The following is a 7,219-nucleotide window of genomic DNA, read 5'->3' as shown; positions in this document are numbered from 1 at the left end:
TATTTAAATAATGTAAGAAAAATAAAAGAACAGCAAATCTTATCTTATTATTACTTTAACCAGAGTATGTTTTTTATGAGCTTGCTCTTTATTATACAATTGATTGTATTTTGCTTAGCAAGTTCGGACATTGTCTCTAGTGATTTTCTATTATCTCTTGCATATGTCGCACTCTATGTGTTATTTATAGTGAAGAGAGTTCACCAATTTAGACAAAAGACATTTGAGGTATTATATGTCCGACGTCAGCATTCTAATCCTCTTGTAAATATTCTTAATCAATTTGTTTCCTTTTCACAAAAATATGCTTGGTTGATTATTATATTGCTATTCTTTTTAAGAATGTTTTTCCCTAGTGAGTATATGATTCGTCAAAATAGTATGCTTAACTCTGTGATTGATTTGTTTATACCACTTGTAGGCCTCCCATTCTTATTATTTTCAATAGCTTTAGGGACTGACAATTTCCAAGGTTACTATCTTCAAAAATACTTAGAAGATTACCGACAACTATCAGGATACTCTGTTGAAGAATGGTATGGAAAAGATTCTCAGAGATATAAGAAATCACTGAATCAGAAAGATATCGTCTGATAGTGTTACATTTCACCACAACCCGCCCGTTTAAGGCGGGTTTTTATATGAACTGTCTTCTAGGTTTTCATATTGGGCTAAAAGTGATAAAATAGTAGGCAGGAATTGGAGAGACGAGATGCCAAAAGAAGTGAATTTGACGGGCGATCAGGTATTGGCCCTTACGAGAAAATATCTGGCTGCGGAGGATGTGGCCTTTATACAGAAAGCTCTGATCTATGCGATTGACTGTCACAGTGGGCAGTTTCGTAGGTCGGGTGAGCCTTATATCGTGCATCCTATTCAGGTGGCAGGGATTTTGGCCACACTCAAGCTAGATGCGGTAACGGTTGCCTGCGGCTTCCTGCATGATGTGGTTGAGGATACCCGTGCGACGCTGGATGATTTGGAAAGAGAGTTTGGGACGGATGTGCGCGTGATTGTGGATGGGGTTACCAAGCTGGGTAAGGTCAAATACAAATCCCACGAGGAGCAGCTGGCAGAAAATCACCGTAAGATGCTGATGGCCATGTCGGAGGATATTCGGGTTATTTTGGTCAAACTGGCAGACCGTCTCCACAATATGCGGACGCTCAAGCATCTACGCAAGGATAAGCAGGAGCGGATTTCTCGAGAAACAATGGAAATCTACGCACCCTTGGCTCACCGCCTGGGGATTTCCAGTGTCAAGTGGGAACTAGAAGATTTGTCTTTCCGTTATCTCAATGAAGTGGAATTTTACAAAATTTCCCACATGATGAAGGAGAAGCGTCGGGAGCGTGAAGAACTGGTAGAAGAGGTGGTTCAGAAGATTGAGACCTATGCTGGCGAGCGCAATCTGTACGGCAAGATTTATGGCCGGCCCAAGCATATCTACTCGATCTATCGCAAGATGCAGGACAAGAAGAAGCGTTTTGATGAGATTTATGATTTAATCGCTATTCGCTGTATCTTGGATACTCAAAGTGATGTTTATGCTATGCTGGGCTACATTCATGAGCTTTGGCGGCCGATGCCGGGGCGGTTCAAGGATTATATTGCCAATCGCAAGGCCAATGGTTACCAGTCTATCCATACGACCGTTTATGGCCCCAAAGGCCCGATTGAGTTTCAGATTCGGACCAAGGAAATGCATGAGGTCGCTGAGTATGGGGTTGCGGCTCATTGGGCTTACAAGAAAGGTGTCAAGGGACAGGTAGACAGCAAAGAGTCGGCTATCGGGATGAACTGGATCAAGGAGCTGATGGAGCTGCAAGACCAGTCTAACAATGCCAAGGACTTCGTTGACTCGGTTAAGGAGAGCTATCTGGCTGAGGAAATTTATGTCTTCACACCGGATGGAGCGGTGCGCTCTCTGCCTAAGGACTCGGGTCCGATTGACTTTGCCTATGAGATTCATACCAAGGTCGGCGAGAAAGCCACAGGAGCTAAGGTCAATGGCCGCATGGTGCCCCTGACAACTAAGCTTAGGACAGGTGATCAGGTGGAAATCATCACCAACGCTAACTCCTTCGGACCGAGCCGTGACTGGCTCAATATTGTCAAGACCAGCAAGGCCAGAAATAAAATCCGTCAGTTCTTTAAAAATCAAGACAAGGAGCTATCTATCTCCAAAGGGCGGGAGCTCTTGCAGGCTCAATTCCAGGAGCATGGCTATGTAGCCAATAAGTACATGGACAAGAAGCACATGGAAGAAGTGCTGCAGAAGACCAGCTATAAGACTGAAGAGGCGCTTTTTGCAGCGATTGGCTTCGGTGAGATTGGTGCCATTAGTATTTTCAACCGTTTGACAGAAAAAGAGCGCCGTGAGGAAGAACGGGCCAAGGCCAGAGCAGAAGCGGAGGAATTGGTTAAGGGCGGCGAGGTCAAGGTCGAAAACAAAAAAGACACCCTCAAGGTTAAGCACGAAGGCGGTGTGGTTATTCAGGGGGCGTCTGGTCTCCTCATCCGGATTGCCAAATGCTGTAATCCTGTACCGGGGGATGATATTGTCGGCTATATTACCAAAGGGCGCGGTGTAGCCATTCACCGGCAGGATTGCATGAATCTCAAGGCCCAGGAAAATTACGAGCAGCGGCTGATTGATGTGGAATGGGAAGACAACAACACGACCAAAGAGTACACGGCTCACATTGATATTTACGGTCTTAACCGATCTGGTCTCCTCAATGATGTGTTGCAGGTTCTGTCTAATACCACCAAAAACATTTCAACAGTTAATGCTCAGCCGACCAAGGATATGAAATTTGCTAATATCCATGTTTCTTTTGGTATTGCTAATCTGTCTATGCTGACGACGGTGGTGGATAAGATCAAGAGCGTGCCAGAGGTCTACTCGGTCAAGCGGACTAATGGCTGATTCTTTTCGGAAATCATTATCGAGCTGTAAGTTACCCTTGGTGACTTGCTTAAATCAAAGGAAAAGATATGAAAATAGTGATTCAGCGCGTGAAACGTGCTCAGGTCAGTATTGACCAGCAGCTGCACAGCAGTATTGGAAAAGGTCTTCTGCTCCTAGTCGGCGTAGGCCCTGACGATAGTCAGGAGGATATGGATTATGCAGTCAGGAAGATTGTCAATATGCGGATTTTTTCCGATGCTGAGGGAAAGATGAACCTGTCTATCAAGGACATTGGCGGAGAGATTTTGTCCATTTCCCAGTTCACCCTGCATGCAGATACCAAAAAGGGTAATCGGCCAGCCTTTGTCAAGGCTGCTCCGCCAGAGATGGCTAGCAATTTTTATGATGCCTTCAATCTTGCCTTGCAGCAGGAGGTGCCGACTCAGACGGGTGTTTTTGGTGCAGACATGCAGGTAGAGCTAATCAATGATGGCCCAGTGACCATTATTCTGGATACGAAGAATCGCTGAGAATAAATATGAAAAGGAGCTTGAACACTAGTGTTCAAACTCCTAATTTTTTTGCTTCTGTAGCAATGAATGTATAATTTCCTACAATATTTCTAAAAACCATCAATCATTTCTTGAGGAATGATTTCTTTGATGGTCGTCACTAGCTGATTGATAAGGTTTATGGCTTCAGCGGGCTCAGTGTAGAGCTTTTGAAAATAGGTCTGTATATTTTCTTCAAAATGCTGAGGCAATAGCATGCAGTTGGTTTTTGCAAACTCTAGCATTCTCTTTTCTCCAGGGTGAGTCTGTTCGTTTAGGGCGAAGAGCAAGTCAAAATAGGAAGCAAAAAATTCACTGCTACGGTGATTGATACTGAGCAAGTCCTGACGCTTGAGCGCTTTTTCTATTTGTTTGGAGAAAGCTGGCATGGCTTGATCGAGTAAGAGGAGCTGCTTCTTAATAATATTCTTTTTAAGTTCAGCTGGATAAGGTCGTCTGTACTTGTTCTGAAGTGCTTCATAGCGACCATTTCGGTCGTAGATGATTTTGCTGTGGAGCAGATTGTGCCACATACAGGTGGTATAGGCATTCTGGGCTTGGTGGTCTAGGACTACAGTCTGCAGATCTTTATCAAATCTATCCAGTGTACGGTAAATGAGCTCAATTTCGATCTTGCTCTTTAGCACACAGTCATCCTCTAGTTCCCAAAATTGATTGCCGATTTCCATGTAGGAGCAGTACTTGCTGAGGATATCGCGTCTAGTCATGGGAGCAATGGAATCTGTCAAGTAGATATAAACATCATAGTCTGAGTCTTTGTCAAAATGCTGTCCAGCACGAGAGCCACCGAGAACAATAGCTTCCACTTGATCTAGCTGGGCAAATTCTTTAAAAAGTTGTTGTGGCATAATTTTTCCTTACTGATTTTTGACATCATTGTAGCAAAATGTAAGCGGGTTGGCAAGAAGGAAAAAATGGCTTTTGGCATGGTACCAAGCCTGTAAAATTGAGACCCCAAGGTGTAGGAAGTGGATAAGCAGGAGTTGGGAGAATTTGACTAAAAAGAAAATCATCTAGGATAGATAGTCTGAAAATTTGATTTCGTATGATAAAATTTTAGGACTCTTTTCCTCCTTTAACGTATTGCCAGTTTTCTATTTTTTAACTCAACGCCTTATTTTTATCTGCAACTTTTCTTAGATTTTTGAGATAGATCTTTAAAGAGTTTTTGGCATCATTTAGTCCAAAAATGAGAAGCATAGCAAGCAAGTGGAAGTGATAATAATCCTTGATTTGTTTATGATTTCTATCATTCTTTAGAAATATTTTAGAATTACTTTATAAATTCTTGAAGTTTGTCTTGTATAATCATATTAAAGAAAAGAAAGGAGTCTCTTATCATGGAAAATCTAGTTCAACAGATGCTGAATGCTCTGATTCAAATTGCTTTGTTTGCTTTTCTTCCTTTTGTTTGGTGGTTGATAAGTGCTAGAAGAAAAAGTCCATTTTTAGAATGGCTTGGCTTAAAACCACTAAAAGATGCTGGCAGCCGAAAGATCTGGCTGTGGATTTTGTTGGGTTCGCTATCTTTCTTGCTTCTTTCATTTTTGCTAGTATATCCTGCTGTAAAAAATCTGGATACAGCGACTTCGAATTTCTCAGGCCTAGGCTTCCAAGCCTTGCCAGCTGTTCTGATTTATGGTATTTTTCAAACTTCTCTGTCGGAAGAACTGCTATTCAGAGGTTTTCTTTTAAAGAGATTGGCTAGTCGCTTATCCTTTGTGGTAGCCAACACCATACAAGCTGCTCTTTTTGGTCTGCTCCATGGCTTAATGTCTATAACAGTGCTCTCTTGGCAGCAAACCCTGCTCATCATTTTGTGTACGGGTGGCATCGCGGCTTATATGGGCTTTGTCAATGAAAAGAAATCCGATGGCTCCATTTTAGCTAGCTGGATTATACATGCTTTAGTAAATGTGATTACGGGTAGTTTATTTGCTTTTATGCTGATTTGATAAATCGATAATTTCACTTCAAATCAAAAAGTTCCGATTTTCCTTGAGAATCGGAACTTTAGATTTAATGACAGGTGAGTAAAGGTTTAGGTGTAAGTCAAACGAAGCTGCTTTTACTGATTTGCATGGCTGGCCAGTTTCATTTGCTCAAAAACATAAAGGAAAAAGTCTTTCGAAACTTCGAAATGTCCGTATCTTATCTGAGAAGCATATTGGCGCCACTGAGGATGTTGTCGGACTTGCTCAATGGGGCAGTCTTTGACAGGCTGGTAGTAGCTGACATCTCGCCGAAATGGGACAAAGCCTTCAAACATCTCTACTTGGTAGGCAGTGTCATCTAGAATCTTGCCAACTGCTGTAAAGGCCTGCAGCTTTTCCTGACCATTCAGCTGATACTTGGGGCTGTAGTACAGAAGATAGTCCCCCTTTTTCATTCGGTTCAGCGGTGCTTTCTTACCATGGCAGACTTGGCAAAATCCACCTTCTACACCTCTTAGTACATGTTCTTTTGATACGACACCAATCCAAAATCTAGTCATTTTCTGCCTCCAGTTTGATTAAGAGTTGGTTCAATGTTTCTGTACTATTTTCTAATTTTCCAAAGAACGCCTGATCAATGCTTTCTACCATAGGAAGGGCTTGGTTGACCTTTTGAAGCCCCGTATCCGTTAGAAGTATGATGTTGGCACGGCTGTCCTTGGGATGGACTTCCCGCATGATCAAACCTTTCTTGACCAAGAGGCGGATGATTTGGGATACGGTCATAACATCCATGTCAGAAAATCGGGCAATATCGGTCTGACTCACCCATTCTCGCTGACGCAGAAGCGCTGCAAGAGTGGTCAGAACGACAAACTGAGGATGGGTCAAATCAATTGTTTTCAGTTGGCTTTTAATCAGCCCATGCCACTTGTGGTAGGCACGGATAAAGAGCAGACCGGTTGATTTTTTGTATTCATCTTTGTAGATGGAGTTAAACTGCGATTTTTCCATTAGCTTTCCCTCTGGATTTTTATAAGTATACTTATTATATTCTGACATCTTATTTTTGTCAATAAAAACCCAGTTTAGACTAAAAAGTCCGAACTGGGTTCTGTTTATAGTTTTTCCACATAAATCTGCTGGGCAATCATAGGATTGATTTGGATTTCTTGGGTTTCTGTCTTGAGGAGATAAGCCTGAGCGAAAGAATCGTATTGGATGAAGGTGATGGTTTGGCCGATTTGCAGGTTATATTTTTCCAAGTATTTGAGCAAGTCAAAGTCGTCGTGTACGCGTTTGATGATATAGTCACCAGGGGCAGAAGCCTCTTCCAGAGTCAGTTGGTTTTCTTCGTCCAGAAGCTCTCCCTTGGCTGGGATGGTGCCTCCGTGAGGACAGGTCTTGGGGTACTGGAGCATGGCATCCAGACGCTCAACGAAACGCTCAGAAACAGTGTGCTCTAGGACTTCGGCTTCCTCATGGATTTCATCAGTCGAGTAGCCGAGATGGTTGACCAGAAAGACTTCAATCAGTCGGTGCTTACGGTAGAGGTCAGAAACTAGCCTTAGCCCCAAATCAGTCAGCAGGTAGCCGGCTTTTTTATCCTTGACCAGAAGTTCTTCCGCCAGCATTTTTTTCATCATTTCCGTCACAGCTGGAGGTGAAACCTGCATGAGCTGGGCGATTTCTTTATTGGTGATTTTTTTGTGGCGGCTGCCAATCTCATAGATACACTTGAGATAGTCTTCTTTATTTGGGGTCATCTTGCATCCTCGCTGAACTTTCTATCATTAGTA

8 protein-coding genes are annotated in these 7,219 nt (G+C 42.8%); 4 read left to right on the top strand and 4 right to left on the bottom strand.

Annotation, left to right across the window (positions count from 1 at the left end; translation table 11 throughout):
* The 3 genes from D8877_RS12285 to dtd form a co-directional block, all read left to right on the top strand.
* A partial coding sequence (locus D8877_RS12285; protein WP_185760206.1) for a hypothetical protein occupies window positions 1-594 on the top strand: 594 nt, incomplete at its 5' end.
* A 118-nt stretch (window positions 595-712) separates the two neighbouring features.
* Window positions 713-2,932 (top strand): RelA/SpoT family protein, encoded by a 2,220-nt coding sequence (locus D8877_RS08575; RefSeq protein WP_125341172.1) that lies wholly within the window; start codon window positions 713-715, stop codon window positions 2,930-2,932.
* Window positions 2,933-3,000: 68 nt separating this feature from the next.
* Complete coding sequence (dtd, locus tag D8877_RS08570) at window positions 3,001-3,444, top strand: D-aminoacyl-tRNA deacylase (protein WP_125353028.1); 444 nt, start codon at window positions 3,001-3,003, stop codon at window positions 3,442-3,444.
* Window positions 3,445-3,536: 92 nt separating this feature from the next.
* Here dtd and D8877_RS08565 read toward each other — a convergent pair whose 3' ends face one another.
* Window positions 3,537-4,334 carry a DUF4037 domain-containing protein gene (locus D8877_RS08565; RefSeq protein WP_125353026.1) on the bottom strand — a complete coding sequence of 266 codons (798 nt, stop codon included), beginning with the start codon at window positions 4,332-4,334 and terminating at the stop codon, window positions 3,537-3,539.
* Between the two features lie 492 nt (window positions 4,335-4,826).
* On the opposite strand from D8877_RS08565, the gene D8877_RS08555 reads away from it, so the two are divergent.
* Complete coding sequence (locus tag D8877_RS08555) at window positions 4,827-5,441, top strand: CPBP family intramembrane glutamic endopeptidase (protein WP_002911124.1); 615 nt, start codon at window positions 4,827-4,829, stop codon at window positions 5,439-5,441.
* Between the two features lie 113 nt (window positions 5,442-5,554).
* Here the strand turns inward: D8877_RS08555 and D8877_RS08550 are convergent, their stop codons facing one another.
* The 3 genes from D8877_RS08550 to D8877_RS08540 form a co-directional block, all read right to left on the bottom strand.
* Window positions 5,555-5,980 (bottom strand): EVE domain-containing protein, encoded by a 426-nt coding sequence (locus D8877_RS08550; protein WP_111676649.1) that lies wholly within the window; start codon window positions 5,978-5,980, stop codon window positions 5,555-5,557.
* Window positions 5,973-6,434, bottom strand: coding sequence for a MarR family winged helix-turn-helix transcriptional regulator (locus D8877_RS08545; protein ID WP_125353034.1), 462 nt, complete (start codon window positions 6,432-6,434; stop codon window positions 5,973-5,975). Before D8877_RS08545 ends, D8877_RS08550 begins: the two co-directional genes overlap by 8 nt.
* 104 nt (window positions 6,435-6,538) lie before the next feature.
* Window positions 6,539-7,186, bottom strand: coding sequence for a metal-dependent transcriptional regulator (locus D8877_RS08540; protein ID WP_002896686.1), 648 nt, complete (start codon window positions 7,184-7,186; stop codon window positions 6,539-6,541).
* Window positions 7,187-7,219: the final 33 nt, after the last annotated feature.

Source organism: Streptococcus sanguinis (assembly GCF_003943735.1).
In the GTDB taxonomy this organism is placed as follows: Bacteria; Bacillota; Bacilli; order Lactobacillales; family Streptococcaceae; genus Streptococcus; species Streptococcus sanguinis_E.
Note: the sequence above shows the minus strand (reverse complement) of the source record. Positions and strands in the feature narration are given on the sequence as shown.

Excerpts from the sequence above, each read along its gene's own strand:
- D8877_RS08575 (WP_125341172.1), top strand. The coding sequence starts at position 713 with ATGCCAAAAGAAGTGAATTTGACGGGCGATCAGGTATTGGCCCTTACG.
- D8877_RS08565 (WP_125353026.1), bottom strand. The coding sequence starts at position 4,334 with ATGCCACAACAACTTTTTAAAGAATTTGCCCAGCTAGATCAAGTGGAA.
- D8877_RS08550 (WP_111676649.1), bottom strand. The coding sequence starts at position 5,980 with ATGACTAGATTTTGGATTGGTGTCGTATCAAAAGAACATGTACTAAGA.
- dtd (WP_125353028.1), top strand. The coding sequence starts at position 3,001 with ATGAAAATAGTGATTCAGCGCGTGAAACGTGCTCAGGTCAGTATTGAC.
- D8877_RS08540 (WP_002896686.1), bottom strand. The coding sequence starts at position 7,186 with ATGACCCCAAATAAAGAAGACTATCTCAAGTGTATCTATGAGATTGGC.
- D8877_RS08545 (WP_125353034.1), bottom strand. The coding sequence starts at position 6,434 with ATGGAAAAATCGCAGTTTAACTCCATCTACAAAGATGAATACAAAAAA.
- D8877_RS08555 (WP_002911124.1), top strand. The coding sequence starts at position 4,827 with ATGGAAAATCTAGTTCAACAGATGCTGAATGCTCTGATTCAAATTGCT.